The organism is Candidatus Solincola tengchongensis, from assembly GCF_015711935.1.
In the GTDB taxonomy this organism is placed as follows: Bacteria; Actinomycetota; Geothermincolia; order Geothermincolales; family RBG-13-55-18; genus Solincola_A; species Solincola_A tengchongensis.
Genome location: NZ_JACVJJ010000015.1, coordinates 1 through 19745 on the forward strand (window position 1 = coordinate 1; position 19745 = coordinate 19745).

General features: G+C 63.3%; 13 protein-coding genes. 8 read left to right on the forward strand and 5 right to left on the reverse strand.

Annotated features, from left to right (window positions below; all coding sequences use genetic code 11):
* Positions 1–822: 822 nt before the first annotated feature.
* The gene (locus tag H7007_RS00465; protein WP_287152517.1) at positions 823–1818 is read left to right on the forward strand and encodes an NAD-dependent epimerase/dehydratase family protein; all 996 of its coding nucleotides are present in this window, start codon (positions 823–825) and stop codon (positions 1816–1818) included.
* 54 nt (positions 1819–1872) lie between these two features.
* Positions 1873–3534, forward strand: coding sequence for a thiamine pyrophosphate-binding protein (locus H7007_RS00470; protein WP_287152518.1), 1662 nt, complete (start codon positions 1873–1875; stop codon positions 3532–3534).
* A gap of 20 nt (positions 3535–3554) precedes the next feature.
* Here H7007_RS00470 and H7007_RS00475 read toward each other — a convergent pair whose 3' ends face one another.
* Both H7007_RS00475 and H7007_RS00480 read right to left on the reverse strand, forming a co-directional pair.
* Positions 3555–4724, reverse strand: coding sequence for a uroporphyrinogen decarboxylase family protein (locus H7007_RS00475; RefSeq protein ID WP_287152519.1), 1170 nt, complete (start codon positions 4722–4724; stop codon positions 3555–3557).
* 21 nt (positions 4725–4745) lie between these two features.
* Positions 4746–6296, reverse strand: a complete 1551-nt coding sequence (locus H7007_RS00480) for a sensor histidine kinase (protein ID WP_287152520.1) — start codon at positions 6294–6296, stop codon at positions 4746–4748.
* 458 nt (positions 6297–6754) lie between these two features.
* On the opposite strand from H7007_RS00480, the gene H7007_RS00485 reads away from it, so the two are divergent.
* The 3 genes from H7007_RS00485 to H7007_RS00495 all read left to right on the forward strand — a co-directional run bounded on the left by H7007_RS00485 (position 6755) and on the right by H7007_RS00495 (position 11457).
* Positions 6755–8722: a sensor histidine kinase gene (locus H7007_RS00485; protein ID WP_287152521.1), complete on the forward strand. Its 1968-nt coding sequence runs from the start codon at positions 6755–6757 to the stop codon at positions 8720–8722.
* Between the two features lie 100 nt (positions 8723–8822).
* Positions 8823–10529 carry an MEDS domain-containing protein gene (locus H7007_RS00490; RefSeq protein WP_287152522.1) on the forward strand — a complete coding sequence of 569 codons (1707 nt, stop codon included), beginning with the start codon at positions 8823–8825 and terminating at the stop codon, positions 10527–10529.
* Positions 10530–11094: 565 nt separating this feature from the next.
* Positions 11095–11457, forward strand: a complete 363-nt coding sequence (locus H7007_RS00495; protein WP_287152523.1) for a response regulator — start codon at positions 11095–11097, stop codon at positions 11455–11457.
* A gap of 107 nt (positions 11458–11564) precedes the next feature.
* Here H7007_RS00495 and H7007_RS00500 read toward each other — a convergent pair whose 3' ends face one another.
* Positions 11565–13373, reverse strand: a complete 1809-nt coding sequence (locus tag H7007_RS00500; protein WP_287152524.1) for an NAD(P)/FAD-dependent oxidoreductase — start codon at positions 13371–13373, stop codon at positions 11565–11567.
* A gap of 547 nt (positions 13374–13920) precedes the next feature.
* On the opposite strand from H7007_RS00500, the gene H7007_RS00505 reads away from it, so the two are divergent.
* The 3 genes from H7007_RS00505 (at position 13921) to H7007_RS00515 (ending at position 17691) form a co-directional block, all read left to right on the forward strand.
* A complete protein-coding gene (locus H7007_RS00505) occupies positions 13921–14733 on the forward strand; it encodes an MJ1433 family protein (RefSeq protein WP_287152525.1) in 813 nt (270 codons plus the stop codon).
* Positions 14734–14839: 106 nt separating this feature from the next.
* Positions 14840–16219, forward strand: a complete 1380-nt coding sequence (locus H7007_RS00510) for a putative DNA modification/repair radical SAM protein (protein WP_287152526.1) — start codon at positions 14840–14842, stop codon at positions 16217–16219.
* Positions 16220–16626: 407 nt separating this feature from the next.
* Positions 16627–17691 carry a 4Fe-4S binding protein gene (locus H7007_RS00515; protein ID WP_287152554.1) on the forward strand — a complete coding sequence of 355 codons (1065 nt, stop codon included), beginning with the start codon at positions 16627–16629 and terminating at the stop codon, positions 17689–17691.
* A 189-nt stretch (positions 17692–17880) separates the two neighbouring features.
* Here the strand turns inward: H7007_RS00515 and H7007_RS00520 are convergent, their stop codons facing one another.
* Together H7007_RS00520 and H7007_RS00525 are read right to left on the reverse strand one after the other, a co-directional pair.
* Positions 17881–19038, reverse strand: coding sequence for a radical SAM protein (locus tag H7007_RS00520; RefSeq protein ID WP_287152527.1), 1158 nt, complete (start codon positions 19036–19038; stop codon positions 17881–17883).
* Positions 19039–19345: 307 nt separating this feature from the next.
* A complete protein-coding gene (locus tag H7007_RS00525; protein WP_287152528.1) occupies positions 19346–19570 on the reverse strand; it encodes a hypothetical protein in 225 nt (74 codons plus the stop codon).
* Between the last annotated feature and the right edge of the window lie 175 nt (positions 19571–19745).

Sequence of the window (19745 nt, forward strand, 5' to 3'; positions counted from 1 at the left end):
CTGTCTGTTTGCTTGTTATTAAAGGAGTGACAGGGTGATCTCTGAACCTTCTTCGACCTTAAACGCCTGCCGAAACGATACAGCGACATTTTCCCTTCCCCTTTCGACCGTTGTTAACGCCGCGGCGGCGCGGCGGCATCAGACATCCGGCGGATCTTATGAGGTTGCAAGGCTGTTTCGAAAGGCGGTTTCAAACATTTCAACGTGTGTTCATCGGAATGTTTGGCCTCTTTCGGCTCTGATGCTGGTTGCTCGAGGAGCACGATGCCCCCAGGATCTTTCGCCTAATCTTTTAAAACTTCGGAACGCAGTTTACCTTGTGGGCCAAGAAACCAGGCGATCCTTGGGGTCAACCCCGAACATTCTCGCATTCCGTGAACGGACAATACCTTAAGGATCGCAGAGCCGTCCCAGAGTGAGACAGGCTGCTCCTTTTACGCCGCAAGAGCCGGAGATTATCTGAAGTCCCCATTTTTTAAAAAGTTAATGCTTTTCATTCATATCCTGCCCGCCGTGAAGGGTCGGAAAACCTTTTCCGAAGCGGGTTTCATTGCGGTGCCTCGCGGACTCGGAAAGCGTGATGCGCTCGGGCTTTTTACGGGCGTTCGGGTTCTCGTTCGAACAGGGCGCGGCTTTTTCTCCCGGCTTCGCCCATCGCCGAAGTCCCTCGTCGGGGAGGGACGACTTCGCGGCCGTGAACTGTTGAAGGCTCCGTTGCCATCCGTGAGGTTATAATTGTGGATGGTTTCGTCAAGGTCGATATGGCTGTCGCGGCGACAAACGAAACGCCTTTCCATTTCTTGCCGAAGAAAGGGGGATGCCATGAAAGTCCTGGTCACCGGGGCCGGTGGGTTCATCGGTTCCCATCTCGTCCGAAGGCTACTGGACAGGGGAGACATGGTGAGGGGCCTGCTGCTGCCCGGGGAACCCGACCGGGAGCTGGCCTCCCTGGGGATGGAGGTCTTCCGGGGGGACCTCACCGACCCCTCCACCATAAGAGGGGTGGCCGAGGGATGCGATAAGGTGGTCCATGCCGCCAACCGGACCCTCGACTGGGGGACGAAGAGGCAGTTCTACCCCATTGGCGTTGACGGCACGCGCCACCTGCTGGAGGAATGCGCCGGAAAGGTGGAGCGCTTCCTGTTCATAAGTTCCGTGGCCGCCTACGGACTGGGCGTGCACATGAAGGACTTCGATGAGGACACCCCTCTGGTGAAGACGGGCATCCATTACGGAGATGCCAAGGCGGAGGCGGAACAGCTGGTACGCGCCTACCATTCCCGGGACGCGCTGAAAGCCACGGTCGTCCGCCCCTCCAACGTCACCGGTCCGGGTAGTGTCTGGGTCAGGGAGGTCCTGGACGCCATGTACAGGGGGCCGCTCCCCCTCATCGACGGCGGGGCGCACAGCGCCAGCCTCATCTACGTGGAGAACCTGGTGGACGGGATACTCCTCGCCCTGGACGCCGAGATTGCCGCGGGACGCACCTACAACCTGCGCGACGATTACCGGGTCACCTGGAGGGAATATCTGGAGGGACTCGGGTCGCTGGTGGGGAAGAGGCCCCGCGGCTCGCTCCCCTTCGGCCTGGCCTGGAAGCTGGGGAGGGTCTGCGACGCGCTGTTCGCGCCGCTCAACGTCAGGCGCCCCGCCACTGCGCTGGCGGTGGGGGTCATGGGACGGGATCTGGATGTGGACACCCGGAGGGCGTGGGAGGAATTGGGATGGAGGACGCGGGTGCCCTGGGAGGAAGCCTGGAGATCCATAGAGCGGTGGGTGAAGAAGGAGTACAGGCCGCCCCGCGAGAGAGGCTCCTGATGTTCTGGTATTAAATGGAAAGTAGTCTTTGACGCCGAGAAGGGGGTGGAAACCATGGGTAAGGTGCACGGGGGACACGTGGTCGCCGAATACCTGCGGAGAGTGGAGGGCGTGGACATCCTGTTCGCCCTCTCCGGAGGGCATATCGCTCCCATCTTCGACGGCTGCCTGGACCACGGGGTGAGGCTCGTGGACGTGCGCCACGAGCAGGCGGCGGTGATGATGGCCCACGCTTGGTCCGTCTACGCCGGCAAACCGGGGGTCTGCGCGGTGACCGCGGGGCCGGGCTTCACCAATTCCCTGACCGGCGTGGTGAACGCCTACCTGGAAGGGGCGCCGGTGGTGGTCCTGGCCGGGATGGTCTCCCTGCGCGACCTGGACCGGGGAGCCCTGCAGGACATGGACCAGCAGTCCATGGTAAAGCCGGCGGTCAAGTGGGCGGCGCGCTGCCACGATATGAGGCGCATTCCCGAATACCTGGAGGCGGCCTTCCGCCGTGCCGTCTCCGGGAGGCCGGGCCCGGTGTTCCTGGAGCTGGCACCGGAATGCCTCTTCGCCGGGGTCGAGGAGTCTGAGATCTCCTATCCTTCGGAGGGATGCCGAAAGTTCCGAGCCTTGCCGCGGGAGGAAGACCTCCGGGCGGCGGCGGACTTGCTGAACCGCGCGGAGAGGCCCATCTTGCTCGGAGGGAGCGGCATCGCCCACAGCGCTTGCGCCGCGGAGCTCGGGGCGCTGGTGGAGAAGGCGGGCATTCCCCACCTCCTCCTGAACTACGGCCGGGGGGCGGTTCCAGACCACCACCCCTTATCCCTCTGGAGCGGCGGGGTCATGGGGCTTCTGGCCGCTGCTTCTATGGCCGACGTGGCGCTGGTCGTGGGGCTGCGCCTCAACTGGGTGACCAATTACGGGCGGATACTGGAAAACGCCAGGGTCATCCGCGTGGACGTCGAGCCCTCCGAACTGGACCGTAACCGCCGGGCGGACGTGGCTCTACCCGGGGACGCCGGTGCCGTCCTGGGGCGTCTGTTGGAGCTGGTGGAGGAGAGGGACCGCTCCGCGTGGGTGGAGTCGCTCCGGAGCGCGACCTCCTCCCTGGCGGAGAGCGAGAGGCAAGCCGCGGAGACGCCCGCCGACCCCATCCATCCCCTGCGCCTCATGCGGTGCATTCGCGAGGCCACGGGAGACGAGGCCATCTACATAGTGGACGGAGGCGATTCCTCCTATTTCGGCCTGGTGGGACTGCGGGCAGGTGAGACGGCAGGGGTGATCGGCAACGGGAACCACTTCGGCTGCCTGGGGATAGGCGTGCCCTTCGCCATAGGGGCCAAGCTGGCCAGGCCCGAGCGGAGGGTGGTCCTGGTGAGCGGGGACGGCTCCTTCGGACTCAATGCCATGGAGATGGATACCGCCTGCCGCCACGGGGTGCCCGTCACCGCGGTGATCTGCAACGACCAGGCCTGGGGGATGGCCAAGCACCATCAGGAGATATGCTACGCGGAGGACAGGGTATGCGGCACGGAATTGGGGGTCGTGCGCTACGAGAGGATGGTAGAGGCCCTGGGCGGCCACGGCGAGTTCGTGGAACGCGAGGCGGACATCCTGCCCGCCCTGCGACGGGCATTGGATTCCGGGAAGCCGGCCTGCGTGAACGTCCTCACCGACCCCACGGTGGTCAGTCCGGCCACGGTGATGTTCGCCGAGAGCTACAGGTTTTAGGAGCCAGGCCTGTCGGTGCCTTAATCCGCTTCCAGGGGGTAGCGGCCGTGTCTTTCCGCCGCCTCCACCATCCAGCGCAGCCGCTCCACGGAGACCTGGGGGTGGGAATGGTCGGGTGCCAGGATGAAACCCCCTCCTGGACCCGCTTCATGGATGGCCCGGCGAACGGCCTCGAAGACCTCCTCCCGCGAGGCGTCCACCAGAATATGGGTCACGTCCAGGTTGCCCACCAGGCAGATGCGGTCGCCGACCGCGGCCTTGGCCTCGGAGAGGCTCACCCTGGCGGTGGGTTCCAGGGGGTGCACGCCGTCGAACCCGCAATCGGCTATCCAGGGCAGAAGGGAGGTGGTGTTGCCGCAGGAATGCATGATTATCTTCATGCCCGCGCGGTGCGCGGTCTCCACGATGCGGCGGTAGGAATCCCCGTAGAGTTCCTCGATGGTCCGGGGATTGAGCATGGGCCCGGTACGGTAGGCGAGGTCGTCGGTATAGATCACGCCGGGGAGACCGGCGTCGGCCATGGCCTCCAAAAGGAGGCAGTAGAGGTCGGTGAGGAAGCCGATCATGCGTCGCAGGAAACCCCGTTCCTTGCGCGCCGCCACCGCGAAACGCTCGAAGCCCAGCGGCTGCCAGGTGTTCTCGAAGAGCCCGTAGCTGCAGAACCCGAAGATGAAGTAGGAATCACCGTATTTCTTGTGCAGCCTGGAGAAGGCGCGGTTCACCTTCTCCGGGAGGCGCAGGAGGGGGCGCTTGTCCCAGGCCTTCCAGTCCTCGGGACCCTTGATGAGGCCCTCGCGGTAAACGGGGTTGGTAAGGTTCCCGCTCTCGTCCACCACCACGTCGCTCAGGCGCCCGAAGAGGTCCACCATGCTCTTCGAGTCCCGGTAATGCAGGACGGGGAAGTAGGTGAGCCAGGCGGCGTCGTAGCCCATCCTCTCCGCGGCCTCCGCTCCCAGGAAGAGGAAACGCTCCAGCTCCAGGTCCAACGCGGCCCCGGTGTCGAGGCGGGAGAAGAGGGCGTCCAGAAGACCTGTTGCCCGCGGGTTGGCGAGCCACCTTCCCAACGGGCTGGGCCTTTTTCCCAGGATGGCGTTGCAGGTGGTGTACTCAAGCATGAGGTCCATCACCGGGACGCGGTCCGGCTCCCTCCTCTCCAGGGCGTCCAGGACCCTTCTATGTCTGGCGTTCAAAGCCCTCCTCCTTTCGTCGTCTCAGCTTCCGGCAACCGGGACGGTGAACAGGAAGGTCGCGCCCTCGCCGGGACTTGATTCCACCCAGATCCTGCCACCCCAGGATCTCACCGCGCGCTTGACCGTGGAAAGACCTATGCCCAGCCCCGGGGTGCCGTCCATGGAAAAATGCTTGAAGGGTTCGAAGATCTGCTCCTGCAGCGCGGAGGGTATGCCCACGCCGTTGTCGCTCACCCGGAAGACGGCCATGTCCCCCCGGTCTTGAGCGCCTATTTCCACGCGCGGGTCCTCCACCTCCCCCATGTGTTTGAGGGCGTTGCCGATGAGGTTGAAGAACACCTGCCGCAGCTTCACCGCTTCCGCCCTGACCACCGGGAGCCGGTCGCATATCCTCACCGAGGCGCCCTTACGCTGTATCTCCTCCTCCAGGTCCATGAGGACCTCGAGGAGCACCTCCTCGGAGTCCACAGTCAGCTCCTCCAGCTCCGCGTGTCCGGCCTGCGCGTATTGCAGCAGGGAGTTGATGAGCTCGCTCATGCGACGTGCCCCTCTGGCGATGGCCTCCAGGCATTCACGCTCCGCTTCCGGGCGCCCCTCGGCGTCGGCCTCCAGGGCGGCCTTGGCGTAGCCCTCAACGATGGCCACGGGAGTGAGCAGGTCGTGGGATATGGTGTGCGCGAATGCCTCCAGCTCCTCGTTCCGGTTGCGGAGCTCCATTTCCATCTTCTTCCTCTCGCTTATGTCCCGGGTAAAGGCCACCAGCCCACGGGGCTCTCCCTGCGTGTCCCGGATGACGGCCACGCTGAGCTCCACCGGGAAGCGCGAGCCGTCTTTCTTCAGCGCGGTCAACTCGGCGTTGCGCACCATGCCCTCGTTGATGGCCAGGCGATAGATGGCCAGTGCCTTGTCGCGGTCCTCACGGGCGGCCAGGCGGATGGCATTGAGTCCCAGGAGTTCCTCCTCCCTCTCGAAGCCGTGCAGGCGGAGGGTCTGGGGGGAGACGTAGGTGATGTTCCCCTCCAGGTCGGATACGGTCACCGCGTCGGGGGAAGCCCGCACCAGGCTGCGGTGCATCTCCTCGGACTCCCTCAGCTCTTCCTCCATACGCTTGCGGTCGGATACATCGTGGGAGCTGATGACCATGCCCCGGACGGCGGGGTCGTGGAGCAGGTTCACGGCCTCGGATTCAAGGAAGCGCCAGCTCCCGTCCTTGTGGCGGTACCTGTATTCCACCTTCTCGGTGACGCCTGGGGCGGCCGTCCCCTTGCGGAAGGCTTCCAGGACACGGGGCAGATCCTCAGGATGCACGAGCTCAAAGGCGGAACGGCCCTCGAGCTCCTCGGGGAGGTAGCCAAGGTACCGGGTCAGCGAGGGGCTGTTGTAGACGACCCGTCCCTCGGCATCCAGGACGGAGATCATGTCCAGCGTATACTCGACCAGGCGGCGGAGGAAATCCGGGTGGGATTTGGAATCGGGGGCTTCCCCTTCCCCGGAGGCCTGTTCCCCTTCGGCCGGAAAACAGTAACCGCCTTCCGACTTCCTTGCCGCCTTGGTTTTCGGGTCCACTTCCATTTTCTACCTCTGACCGGAACGAAGTTTCTCCGCGCTGCCCAGAGCGTTTGCATTACTTATGACATAAATTTTAACCCAGCGGAGGGACACGCGCAGCCCTCAGGGAAACGGGAGGCTCGTGATTCGAAGTCCCTGCATTTGAGAAGCGGAAAGCGGGATCCAACACCCGAACGTAATGCGGATCTCGCTTTCCAGGCAGCTTCCCGATGGTTGATAATAGAATCAAAGGGCGGAAAAAACGGAGACCCGGAAGGGCCTTGGCCTGGAAACCAGGTATGACGGCAGAGGAAGGCGGAAACCACAACCGTTCCGCGATTTGCGCTTGAGTCTTAGCCGTTGCGGGGGAGAGATCAAGCGAGGACACACGGCTTTAAGTCGGAAAGATCATGACCCGGGGATGGCTTATGTGGGGAGAAGGTAAAGGAAAGAGCTATCGGGATCTCCTTGAGGAGCTGGCCGTGCTTCGGGAGAAGGCGGCGGAGCTGGAGGAGGCGGCCTCGCGAGCGAGGAAAGCAGAGGAGAAAGAGCGCCGGGAGCACGAGCAGCTCCTGGCCATCCTGGACAGCATCGACGAGATAATCTACGTGTCCGACCCCTTCAGTTACGAGATCCTCTACGTTAACCAGACGCTGAAGAACCGTTTCGGGAAGGACCCCACGGGAGGCCTCTGCTACCGGGAGTTTCAGGGGAGGGATGCCCCCTGCGACTTCTGCACCAACCCCGTGATCCTCGAGGAGCCGGACAAGCCATATAGCTGGGAATACCACAACCCGCTGCTGGACCGCGACTACATCATCGTGGACCGGCTCATCCACTGGCCGGACGGCCGGCCGGTGCGCTTCGAGCTGGCCCTGGACGTCACGGAGCTCAAGCGGGCGGAAGAATCGCTCAATATACTGGAGAAGGAGGTAGAAGGTATCTACCGTGCCGCGCCGGTGGGAATCGGGACGGTTTCCTACCCAGACAGGGTGATCAAGCGGGTGAACCCCAGGCTCTGCGAGATGCTCGGGTACCGGGAGGAGGAGCTGACGGGAAAGAGCGCCAGGATGCTCTACGCCTCGGAGGAGGAATACATGAGGGTCGGGGAGCAGAAATACCGGAAGATTGAGGAATCGGGCATCGGCTCCATAGAGACCAAATGGGTCACGCGGGACGGAAAAATATTGGACATCCTCCTGAGCTCCACTTACCTGGACCCTTCCGATCCTTACCGGGGAACGGTGTTCACCGCCGTGGACCTGACGGAAATGAAGAAGATGCGCGAATACCGGGAGAGGGCGGACCGCGTCATCCTGGGATTGGGCGCGGACGCCATGGAAAACATGGTCAGGATACTCGAAGGCATGCGGGAGATCTTAGGCTGCGACCATGCCGCCTATTATCTCCGGGTCAGGGGCCAGATGGCGATACTCTCCACGCTCTCCGGCGAGGAGAGGTTCATCATCTTCCCGGAGGGCTCGGAGGAGGGCTCGCTCTGCACGCGCTATCTCCGGGAGGGTAGGAGAGAGCCCCTCGCCTTTGAGGACCTCTCAGGCGTTCCAGGGGCGGAACGGGATCCTCTGGTCTCCGGGCATGCTTTCCACTCCTGCCTTCTCTTCCCGGTGACGGTGAGGGGGAGGGTTGCGGGGTGCCTTGCTGCTTACCACCGTGTCGAGCGCGGCTGGTCCCCGGAGGAGGTCGAGGCCGCGGAGATGCTCGCCCGAGCTCTTTCCCTCGAACAGGAACGCCTGCAGCGCGAGGAAGAACTGAAGGACTTCATCGACGTAGCCTCCCACGAACTCCGTCACCCGGCAACGGTGATCAAGGGCTACGCGGTGACCCTACGCGAGCGTTGGGATGAGCTTGGAGAAAAGGAGCGTATGCGGATGTTCAGGGCCCTTAAGGAAGGGGCGGACCGCCTGGCCCGCATGTCCGGGATGCTCCTCGACGTCTCGCGCATGGAGAGAGGGAGGTTCCGACCGGAGAAAGGGGAGGTGAACCCGCTTTCCCTGGTGGAGGAAGCGGTGGGGGAGATGCGCGGAAGGGGATTCGCTCACCGCTTCCGGGTCTCAGCCTTCGGCACTGAACGGCGCCTGGAGGCGGACAAGGAGAGGATACGCCAGCTCATGTGCATCCTCCTGGAGAACGCTGCGCTCTACTCGCCACCAGATTCGGTGATCGATGTAGAACTCTCGGAGAAGGAGGGAGAGCTACTGGTCTCCGTGCTGGACCGGGGGATGGGCATACCCGAGGAGGACAGGGAGAGGGTCTTCGAGCGCTTCTACCAGGTGGAGGATGCCCTACACCACTCCATGCCCGGGATGGGGATGGGACTGTACATAGCTCGTGAGATAGTGGAGGGGCACGGCGGCCGCATCTGGAACGAGTCCCGGCCGGGCGGGGGGACCGCCTTCCGTTTCACCCTCCCCCTTACGGGTAACAGATGATGGACATTCATATCATTGTCGGCCGGTCATTGCAGACCATGTGCTGCAGGGCGACGGATGGTGGAGGATGGCCAATAAATCCTTGCGCAGATTAGAGGAGTTGGAGCCGGGGGACCACCTCTGCTGCATCTATCGCAGCGAGGAGGAACACCGCTCGCTGCTCGCTCCCTTCCTGCGGCGCGGCCTGGAACGGGGACAGAAGGTGCTGTACATAGCGGATGCCCACACCGCCTCGAACATCCTGGCCTACCTGCATGTGGACGGCCTGGACGCCGCGCCTTTTCTGGAGCGCGGGCAGCTGGTCATCCTCGCCTCCGACGAGGCTTACACCGAGGGAGGGTCCTTCGACCCCGACCGTATGATAGAGCTCCTGCGCGGGGAGACGGAACGGGCTCTCATGGAGGGCTATCGCGCCCTCCGGGTCAGCGGGGAGATGAGCTGGGCCCTAAAAGGGATACCCGGTTCAGAGAGGCTCATAGAGTACGAGGCCAAGCTCAACCTCTTTTTCCCCGGCAGCGGGTGCCTGGCCCTCTGCCAGTACGACCGCCGGGTCTTCCGTGCCGGGCTGCTCCTGGAGGTCGTCACCACGCATCCCCTGGTGGTCGTGGGGGAGCACCTCTACGAGAACTTCTATTACATACCGCCGGAGGAGTATCTGGGCCCGGACCTGGAGGAATCCAGGCTGGAACACTGGCTCAGGAACCTGGCCTCCCACCGCAAGGTGCGCGAGGACCTGCTCATGGAGAGGAGGTTCAGCTCGGAGCTCATCGATTCCCTGCCCCTCTTCTTCGTGGCCATCGACCCCCAGGGTAGGGTTCTGAACATGAACGCCATGATGCTCCAAGAGCTTGGTTACACCCGGGAGGAAGTGGTTGGGAGGGAGTTTGCGGCAACTTTCGTGCCCCCGGAAGAGCGGCCTGCGCTGGCAAGGATCTTCGACATCCTGATGAGAACGAGGAGCCTTACGGTGAATGTAAGTCTGATGAAGGCCAGGGACGGCCAGGAGCTTGTCGTGGAGTGGCACGGAAAGCCGGTCTTCCGGGAAGACGGGGAGCTGGAGTATTTCTACGGGCTCGGGGTGGACGTCACGGAGAGGACGCGGGCGGAGGAGATCATGCGCCGGGTCAACGAGGAGCTGGAAGCCTACGCCCGGGCCATATCCCACGACCTGAGGGGCCCGGTGGCCAACATCCAATCCGCGGCGCAGACCATGGAGAAGATGCTGGAGGCGGAAGGGGGGGAAGACGCCGTTCTCCGGGAGCTGGCTGAGATGATCACCTCCTCTTCGCGAAGAGCTATCGAGCTCATCGAGGAGACCCTCAAGATGGCCAGAGAGAGGGAGCTCTCGGGGAGGGTGGGCCCGGTGCACGTCTCCGCCCTGGTCAGGGAAGTGGTGGAGGAACGTCAGGACCTCATCCGTGAGAAGGGGGTGCGCGTGGAAGTGGACGATGACCTGGGTGAGCTCCGCGCCAGCCGCGCCCACCTCTACCAGCTCTTCGCCAACCTCCTGGACAACGCCCTGCGTTTCGCCCCCCGGGACGAGGGGTTGGTGGAGGTCCGCAAGCTGGGGATGAATGGCGAGGCGATCCATTACCTGGTCAGGGACAACGGCCCCGGCTTCCAACCCGAGGAGTTCGCCAACCTCTTCAAGCCTTTCTGGAAGGGAAGGGAGGGAAGGACCGGGGTGGGCCTTTCTACGGTCCAGAGGCTGGTGGAGACTTACGGCGGGGAGATAAGGGCCTATAACGACGGCGGGGCCTGCCTGGAGTTCACCCTGCGCTCCTACCCGGGTTGCGAGAGGCCGTGACCTGATGAGCGCGCTCGCCCGCTCTCAGCAGGGCAAATGGAAATCGGGCGGACGCCGAATGCCGCAAGAGCAGGTTTCCCGCCCTTCCACAGGGCTGCGACGGCGCCCGCATAAGGCGGAATGGACGCCGATCCGCCCGATGACCGTGCGCGGGCAACGGACTCGCGACACGAAAGCACGGCAGCAAGATTTCGAAGCACGATGCTTTCGCAGGCGATTCCCGGCACTCCTCACGGCCGGGTGGAGCATAAGTGGAGGGTGAGGAGCGACGCGCGTGTCGCCTGTTTGCGGCCGCCGATCCTGCGATACGCGCATGGACAGCCGGGCATAGAAGCCCGGTGTCTGATGTTTTCCCTCCGTTCTTCCCGAGGAGAGAAGGCATCACCCAGGGGCGCCGCCTTTCTGGGCCCATGCCGTGCCGGAGCTTGATCCCCTCCACATCGTGAGAGCGTTGGCGGTACGGCACGCTCCTCAATGTCCGCGCCGCGTTTACCGATACATGATGGCGTAAGCCCGATGGGTCTTGTTCCAACGGGCGGAAGGCGGGTAGGCGGAGGCGAAGACAATGGCCAAGACCATACTCATAGCCGATGACGCTCTGTTCACGCGCATGATGTTGCGCAACATACTCAACGAGAACGGGTACACCGCGGTGGTGGAGGCGGAGACGGGCACGGAGGCCATCTGGGCCTACAACCGCTGGAAACCGGACCTGGTGATAATGGACATCAACATGCCGGAAATGGACGGCATGACCGCGGTGCGCAACATCCTGGCCCTCGATCCCCAGGCCCGCATCATCATCTGCAGCGCCCTGGGGGAGAAACACCTCATGCTGGAGGCCCTGGAGGCCGGGGTCAAGGATTTCATCACCAAACCCTTCCAACCGGCCAAAGTGATGGAGGTGGTCAGGAAGGTGCTTTCCTGACCCCGCGGCGGGCGCGTAATGCGCGGCGATCCGGCACTCACGGATGGTGTACATCCGAACCCGGCTGTCCTGCACCGTCGGCTACAGGAATCGGCGCCGCAAAGGGGTCAGCCGTGAGGCTGGTCGAAGGTCGACGGGTCGGCGCGGCGGATGAAATCGATGACCCTGTCGCTGACCGGCTGCAGGAGCGGCTCCAACCTGACCATTCCCCGAACCAGGGCTTCCACCAGGGGGAGCAGCGCTTTCATGACCGGGTTGGCCAAGATGGAAAGCGGCTCCAGGAGGTGGGCTGCGGCGCGGATCAAAGGACCTCCCGCACGGAGGAAGGTATCCAGTCCCCGCAGGCCCGCCTTGAAGATGAACTGGGCGACCACGGGTTCCCGCACCCCGGCGCGGTCCGGAGCGGGCTTGCCCTCGCTGTAGTCGTAACGCTCGTGGAGCCAGTTGTAGAAGTAGCGGAAGTACATGCGGATCCAGGAGCTCAGGACAGCGGGGTTCTCCTGAAGGGAGCGCAGGATGGCCTTCATCAGGGGTGTGCTCATGTGGGTGAACCCGCCGAGGCCCCAGCCGTTGTGCACGTATCTCTTCAGCTCCTCCAGGTCGTGATGTTCCTGGGCGTAGCGCAGGTTGTAGCGGTTGGTGGCGGTGATGGACCACTGGATGATGGGATGGTCATTTATCCGCTCCTCGTAGCGACGCAGGAAATCCCTGGAAACGTCGCCCGCGCGCAGGGCCTCCACGGCGACCTGGGCGGCGATGTCCGCGGAGAACCAGGCGGCAGGGACGCCGTCACAGAGTTCGGTGCCCTCCAGTCCCGCCGCGTCCCCCACCAGGATCATCCCGTCGGTGACGCTGGGCATCTCCCGCAGCCTCCGGTCCAGCCCCACGAAGATCTCGAAACCCTCCCACATATGTGCCCGCAGCTCGGCCCGGGGCGCCACCTCGTCCCTCCACCAGGGCAGCTTCCCGGTGATGTTGTCATGGTATTCCCGGAAGAGGCGGCGCAGGTTGGGCACTTCGCCTCCGTCCAAGCGGAGGCACTGGTCCTGGCAGAAGTGCACGCTCTCCCGGTAGGGCCAGACCATTAGCCCGTTGCCGTGGCCCAGGGGCGGGGCGATGCGCTGCTCGTCCCATCCCCAGCAGAAGCGCAGGGTGTAGCCCAGGACGCGGTCCACGTCCTCCTTGTCCATGCGGTAATCGTAGACGTCGGCGAGGGAGATGACCTCCGGCGGATACTTCTCCCGCACCCCGGCCTTCACCGCCAGTAGCCCCTGGGAGCCCTCGGCGTCGATGACCAGACGGGCCCTTATCCTCTCTCCCCTGTCGGTGACCACGCCCGCCACCCTGCCGTCTTCCCGGATGAGGTCGACGACGGTGGTGGAGGTGCGCAGCTCGGCTCCCGCCTCCATCGCCTTCTCCGCCTCCCACTGGCAGAAGGGGCGGCAGTAGGCGTTGTACCCGAAGGAGATCACCGGGGAGAGGGGCTTGGGGATGCGCAGGGAGTCGTCCACCTCGATGTCCCCGGCGTCGATGTCCTTGATGATGTAGTTGATTATCCCGTCCACCGGGCGCTCTATGGGGGGATTGCCGTCGCGTATGAAGTCCGGCCCGAAAAGGAAGCCGTAAAAGGGGATGGTCAGGCCGGAGATGACCTTCTCTCCCACTCGGGCCGACCTCTCCAGCATGAGGACCCGCAGCCCGGCCCGGGCGCAGCGGTAGGCGGCCACCGGGCCTCCGAACCCGGCTCCCACCACGATGACGTCGTAGTCCTTCTCCCCGGCGTCGCCGTGCTCTCGCTGCGGCTCGTCTCCCGGAGACCGTTCCGCCGCCGAGGTATCGCCCATACCCATCCTCCTGACCGTGTAGGCGCGGGCGGCGACCTCGGCATCCCTGAAACCGGACCTTTCCTCCCCCATCTTCCTCCTCCCCGGATTCCGGATCCCGTTCCGTTCTCGGCATGGATCGGACGGTTCACCGCGGAGCGAGATTGCGAAATTGGATAATCTCCCAGCCCCCTCGGGACACGTCCTTGTCCGCCGACCGACTACATGATAGCAAAAACGGGGATAAGAGGCCCACAAATCCCTTCTCAGGCCAAGGCGCGGCGCACGATCCGGGGCAAGCACGGGCATTATTGCGCTTGCAGGATGAGGATTCGCGCCGGTGAGCCGGAGGCGGGCCGGTCGCTGTCCTGACCGTTGACAGGCTGCCCACACCGCTCCGGTATCCGATCCGGATTCGCTTATGGCGAAGACTTCGGGGGGTTGATTAAATGAAGCCACCCAGCACCCTTCACCCCGTCCGAAAAGGGGCAGTTGTATTGCAAAAGGTAATAATTACCATTTACAGACGAGCCTCAGAAGCTTTAAGAGCACCCCTCGCATGACATGTGAGAGAATCCCATAAAGACCGCGGCCACGGATGGGATAATATATTCACGGCTCGCGGCGATGGCTCGAGCGGTTGGGCGAGACGGTGTGCGGTGGGAGCAAGGCCATCCGGGAGGTGAGGGAGCTGGAAGTGAAGAGGGAGAACCGGTGGTACCGGGAGTGGTACATGTATCTGGGGACGGCCCTCATCCTCTGTTCCGCCGCTCTCTATTTCCTGCACTACCTGATATTCCGGGACGCGCACCATATCTTCATCTACTTGCTGGGGGACCTGGCCTTCATGCCCATCGAGGTGCTCCTGGTGACGGTCATCGTGCACCGCCTCCTGGAGGTGAGGGAGAAGCGGGTGCGCATGGAGAAGCTGAACATGGTCATCGGCGCCTTCTTCAGTGAGATGGGGATGCAGCTCCTGGGTCACTTCGCCGAGTTCGACGCCCGTTGCCGGGAGATACGGGAATGCCTCCAGGCCGGGCCGGACTGGGGAGAGGAAGACTTCCGACGCGCTCTCTCAAGGGTGGAGGGACACGAGTGCGAGATCGCCGGCCGGGAGGACCTCCTGGACGAGATACGCCTTTTCCTCCTCGCCAAGCGGGAGTTCCTGCTGTCCCTGTTGGAGAACCCCGCCCTCCTGGAGCACGAGACCTTCACCGACCTGCTCTGGTCCGTCTTCCACCTCACGGAGGAGCTCAAGTATCGCGATATCCTGAGCAATCTGCCGGAGATGGACATGGAGCACCTATGCATGGACATCGCCCGCGCCTACCGGCTGCTCATCCGGGAGTGGCTTGTTTATCTTGAGCACCTCAAGAAGGACTACCCCTACCTCTATTCCCTGGCCCTGCGTATGAATCCCCTGGGAGAGGGGCCCTCGCCGCTCGTGAGATGAAGGCCCCTCGTGAACTTGACGGTGTCACGGGCAGCCGCGCACCCCTGTCGTCGCCGGGGTTCATAATCTTATACAGGCGGTAAGACGAGTGAAGCGGGGGTCGAGGTTGGATCTGGAGGAGAAGCTCAGGATACTGGGAGCCGCGGCCAGGTTCGACGTGACCTGCTCCACCAGGAACTCCCGCATGTTGGAGGAGGCCGCCGGGAAGGGCGGGTTCTCTTTTCCCGGCATCTATCGCACATGGTCCGAAGACGGCAAATGCCTTCCGGTGCTCAAGATCCTGCTCAGCAACCGGTGCGTCTATGACTGTGCCTACTGCGTCAACCGCGCCTCGGCGCACAGGCCCCGGGCTTCCTTCACCCCTTCGGAAGTGGCTGAGGTCACCATGGAGTATTGCCGGAGAGGGCTGGTCCGCGGCCTGTTTCTCAGCTCGGCGGTGTGGGTGAGTCCGGACCATACCATGGAGAAGCTGGTGCTGGCGGCCAGGGAACTGAGGTTGGGAAGGGGTTTCCGGGGATACATCCACCTCAAGGTCATCCCGGGCGCCTCGCCGGAGCTGGTGCGGGAGGCGGCCATCTATGCCGACCGCCTCAGCGTGAACATCGAGCTCCCCACGGAGATCAGCCTCCGCCGCCTGGCTCCCGACAAGAGGCGGGAGGACATCCTCTCTCCCATGGGGGAGATAAGGCGGCAGGAGGAAGCCCACCGCGAGTCAGGGGTTCCCCGCGGACCGCGGCATGGCTTTGCTTTTCTCCGGGCCGGACAGACCACCCAGCTCATCATCGGCGCCACGCCGGAGAACGACCTGGAGATACTGAGGCTGGCGGAGGGGCTGTACAGAGATTACGGCCTCCGACGGGTCTATTATTCGGCCTTCTTCCCCGTCTCCGAGGACCCGCGCCTTCCGGCCCTTCGGGAGCCTCCCCTGTTGCGCGAACACCGCCTGTACCAGGCTGACTGGCTGATCCGCCGCTACGGGTTCCGCGTGGAGGAACTCCTGGGCGGGGAACGGCCACACCTGGAAAAGGAATTGGACCCCAAATCGGCATGGGCTCTTCGCAACCCGGCTTTCTTCCCCGTGGAGGTCAACCGCGCAGGATACGAGGAATTGATACGCGTCCCCGGGATCGGCCCGCGTTCCGCTCGCCGGATAATCTCCGCCCGCCGCCTTCACTCTCTGGACCTCCACTCACTATCCCGGCTGGGAGTGGTGGTGAGCAGGGCAAGATGGTTCATAACCTGCAATGGAAGGTATTTCCTGAAGAGGGATCCGGAGCCGGATGGCCTGCGCCGGGAACTGGAGTCCGGGGGACATGGCGGCGAAAGGGGAGAGGCGACCGGCCAGACCGCCCTTTTCGACGCCGGGGAATACGCTTCGGCCTCAGGGACATGGGGCGGTTCTTTGAGCGGTGAGGCGACCGGGCCGCGGAAGGAGGGACTGACGGCTTCCGAATACCTGAGGTCCGTGGCCGGAGGAGAATTTTAAAATTCGGTCCCCGGACCGATGCCCGTACCCTGGAACACGAGACGACGGCACTCCCGGCGGGAAACTCGACGGCTCAACCCGTCTTCTTGCTTCACGGAGCAGGTCTTTACCGGCGCGGAATGAAGCCCGAAGATGGTGCGGTGAGGCAATCCGGAAGCGGAGCAACAACGCCCTTTTCTCCGCGTGGAACAACATTAGGCCGCCGGGTCCGCGAATCGGGTGGGCCGCTGCTCGGTTCATTCGACAACCTGAAAGGCGCGGCCAAAGAGGGTCTCCATAAAGGTCAGGTGGGATCCTTTTGCGGGAGTTTCTGCCCCGGCTTTGCCGGATCACGACACCATCCGCCCCGGCTTTGCTTGACTGCGATAGCGGGATGTTAAAATTTAAGGAGTCGGAGTCGGGGGGTGATGGTGTTGGAGGATGAGGTCTATTCTGCTCTTGCAGAACATCTCGAACACATGCCGGTAGGCTTTCCGCCCAGCCACGAGTTTCTGGAGATACTCCGCCTGCTTTTCAAGCCCGAGGAGGCCCGTCTGGCGGCCAGGCTTCTCTGCAAGGAAACCCCCATCCCGGAGATGGCCGCCGAGCTGGGGATGCCGGAGAAGGAGCTCCAGGGCCTCCTGGATGCCATGTCCTCAAGGGGCCTTGTGTACAAGGAGATGAGGGATGGAGTGGCCAGGTACTGTTTGCCCTCCGGCCCTACGGGCCTCAGGGACGCCCCTTTCTGGACGGGCAGGGATGCTGAAGCGGCCCGACGTCTGGCGGATCTCTGGCGGCGCTACTTCTATGCGGCCTGGGGAAAGGAGATCGCCGACCGGGAACTGCCCCTGATGAGGGTGGTCCCCATGGAGGAGGATATCGATGAAACCGCGGAGATCCTACCCTTCGAGACGGCTAAGGAGCTGCTGGAAAGGTCTACCTTTCGAGCCGTTGTCCCATGCGCCTGCCGCACTGCAGCGGCCTACGCCGGTGGAGGTTGCGAGCACGAGAGGGAGAACTGTTTCCGGCTGGGTTCGCTCGGCCGGTCCCTGGTGGAACAGGGGATAGGGCGGGAGATATCGCTGGAGGAAGCGGTACGCAAGCTGGAGGAAGCGCACGAGGCGGGCCTGGTCTTCCTGACCGAGAACCACCAGGGGGAGGTCTCCACCCTATGCTGCTGCTGCTCGTGTTGTTGCGTGTATTTGCGGGGCAGGCTGGAGTTGAAATTCGACAGCGCCGTGAGCACCTCCAGCTACCTGGCACGCGTGGACCGGGAGTCGTGTGTGGGATGTGGGGAGTGCGAGGAAAGATGTCCGGTGGGAGCGGCGGGCCTGGATGAGCATGAGCTGGCTCGCGTGGAGCGCAGGCTGTGCCTGGGTTGCGGGGTGTGCGTTCCAAACTGCACGGGTGGAGCGATAGCGCTGCGGAGGCGTGACGAGACCACGCTGGTGCCGACCTGGGAGGAGTTCCTGGACGCCATGCATAGGAAATAGAAAGCGCGCCGAGAAAAAAGGGGAGGCCCTCAGGCCTCCCCTTTTCCGGGCGTCTTCAGCCGCAACTCTTGTTGCATTTGCAGGTTCCGCCCTTCTTCTTGGGGATCTTCGTGATCCTCATCTCACCACCTCCTTGGTAGTGGGTTCCACCTACAATTATGCACCGCGACGCGGTCGGATAAACACCCTTCAGGAGAGCATTCCCAGGCGGGCGCACATCAGGAGGTCCCTTCCGCCCGGTCCGTCCATGAGCTCGGCGCGGAAGCGGCACCCGCCTCCGCAGCCCTCCCTTTCGGTGCACGAGGCGCAAACGCCCTCGAGGCGCATCTTGGGGAGGGCGCGCCAAGCGGAACGCAGGCCCCCGTTGACCGACCCCCCGCTCAGTTGGCGGTAGTAACCGCATTTCATAAGGCGGCCGGAGACGTCCACAGCGGCCAGGTGAGCCCCACAGGCGTAACCGCTTTCCCCGGCATGAGGGCCGGAGCCCCATTCCAGACTGAAGAACGGAGCCGCCTCTTCGATCTTGGGCATGAGGCCCTGGTTGGCGGCCATGCGTCCCATGGCCACCGGGTACTCGAGGGTCCAGGAATGGACCCCCATATCCCGCAAAAATCTGCCAAGTTTTTCTAGTTCATGCATGTTTTTCCGGTGCAGGACCGTGGCCACGGAGACCTCTTTTCCGGAGACGAGGGTTTCCCTCACGGCCTCCAGGGTCCGCCGGAAGCTCCCCTTCCCGCGCAGGAAATCGTGGCCTTCTTCCAGGCCGTCGAGGGAGAACTGTATCTCCCGGAAGTTGAGGGTAGAGAGCAGGCTCCCGTCGATGAGCGTGCCGTTGGTGATGAGCACGGGGCGGAAGGTCCGCCCGGCCAGGGCCCGGTTCAGGCGTTGAAAATGAGGGTAGAGCACGGGTTCACCCCCGGTTATCATGAGGCGCAGCCCTCCGATATCGTCGAGATCGTCTAGCAACCGCAGCAGGAGATCAGGGTCCATGTCCTTCTCCCCTGCCTCTCCCAGGTAGCAGTGCCGGCAGCGGAGGTTACAGCGCTCGGTCACCTCCACCATGAGGTAGCGGAGGGAGGGGAGTTCGTTGATGCCCACCCGTACCACGGTGGGCTCCGCTCGCGACAGCAGCTCCAGGATCCCCTCTTCCAGGCAGTAGGCCAGGAAGTGCTCCTCGGGCTGCAGGTTTGAGATGGTGTGAGCGCCATCGCAATGAGAGAGGAAGACCATGGCTTCCGGCGACAGCTCGTAGAGCTCATCGGTTCGGGTATCGTACACGCAGGGCCTTTCCAGTTGTTTCAGGTATATGCCATCCTGAAGCCGGGGATATGCGGGCCTCAAGTCCAACCGATGTCACCTCCGTGAAGGGTTTTCGCTCACGCAGGACCGCCCTCGAGGAGCCGGAGGGCGCCGCTTTCTCTGCCCGATAGGAGGAAACCTTCGCTGCGTGGAAACGGCAACAATGACCCTTCCCTCCCTGAATCGTCATAGAAATCTGTGTCCACGAGGCCATGTACGGTCAGGAGTCCGTTGCGGCCGGCGCTGGCGATTCCGGAATTTCTCCTTCCGAGCCCTGCCGGCGCTCTGGATTCGGCCCTATAAGGGAGTAGGTTGGACAGCAACATTATTCCGTCGACCCGTTTCGAAGCTCTCCTCAGCTCAAGGCCTTTATGGCGTTCCCGAGGTCCAGGGCTCCCGCCTCGAGAAGTTTCCGAAGGATGCGGTAACTGCCGCACTCCTCGTTCTCCTTTTCCCCGTGGTGGTAGAAAGGGCAATCCCCGCAGAGGAGCCGGCGGTAATCCTCCTCGCCATCCAGGCCGGAGACTCCTGCGAGAACCTCCTCGGCCTTGGCCCGAAAAGCCGGAAACCTCACCTCCATCTGACGTTCCCTCCTTTCCTCATAGGGTCATTATGGCTGGTGAGCCGGGAGTTTAAACAAGAGCGAGGCTTGACCTTGAATCAAATGGGCGGAAACGCTGCACGCCTCAGCGCAAGCCGGGCCATGGAGTACGAAACGATGCTCAAGGAGATGGGTGTAGTCGGGCAAAGAGGCC